This is a genomic window from Paraburkholderia sp. SIMBA_054 (genome assembly GCF_046534875.1).
Taxonomy (GTDB): domain Bacteria; phylum Pseudomonadota; class Gammaproteobacteria; order Burkholderiales; family Burkholderiaceae; genus Paraburkholderia; species Paraburkholderia hospita.
Genome location: NZ_JAWRXV010000613.1, coordinates 1 through 280 on the forward strand (window position 1 = coordinate 1; position 280 = coordinate 280).

Annotated in this window: 1 protein-coding gene; it reads right to left on the bottom strand. The window is 60.0% G+C overall.

The features are described 5' to 3' along the window. Positions 1–151, bottom strand: a 151-nt coding sequence (locus SB822_RS56545; RefSeq protein WP_410859032.1) for a motility-associated protein, incomplete at its 3' end; no start/stop codon positions are given. Between the last annotated feature and the right edge of the window lie 129 nt (positions 152–280).

A 280-nucleotide genomic window follows, 5' to 3' on the forward strand; every position in this document is an offset into this window, starting at 1 on the left:
TCCCGTTACCGAGGATGAACGCGCCGACGCCTGCGCCGACGATCATCAGCACTTCAACGGGCTGCAACAGCGCGCCGAGATGGCCGCCTTCCAGCGCGTAACCGCCGAAAACGGACAAAAGCGTCACGAGTGTTCCCACGAAAATCAGCACTGCCGAGCCCTCACAAAGAAGCGACGGTGACCGTCGTTAAACTGGTTTACGGCAACACAGCAGAAAACTTTGACGGAAAAGCGGCTTGCCGCGACGGTGTAAACCAGAGGCGGACGCGGTCGGCAAGGC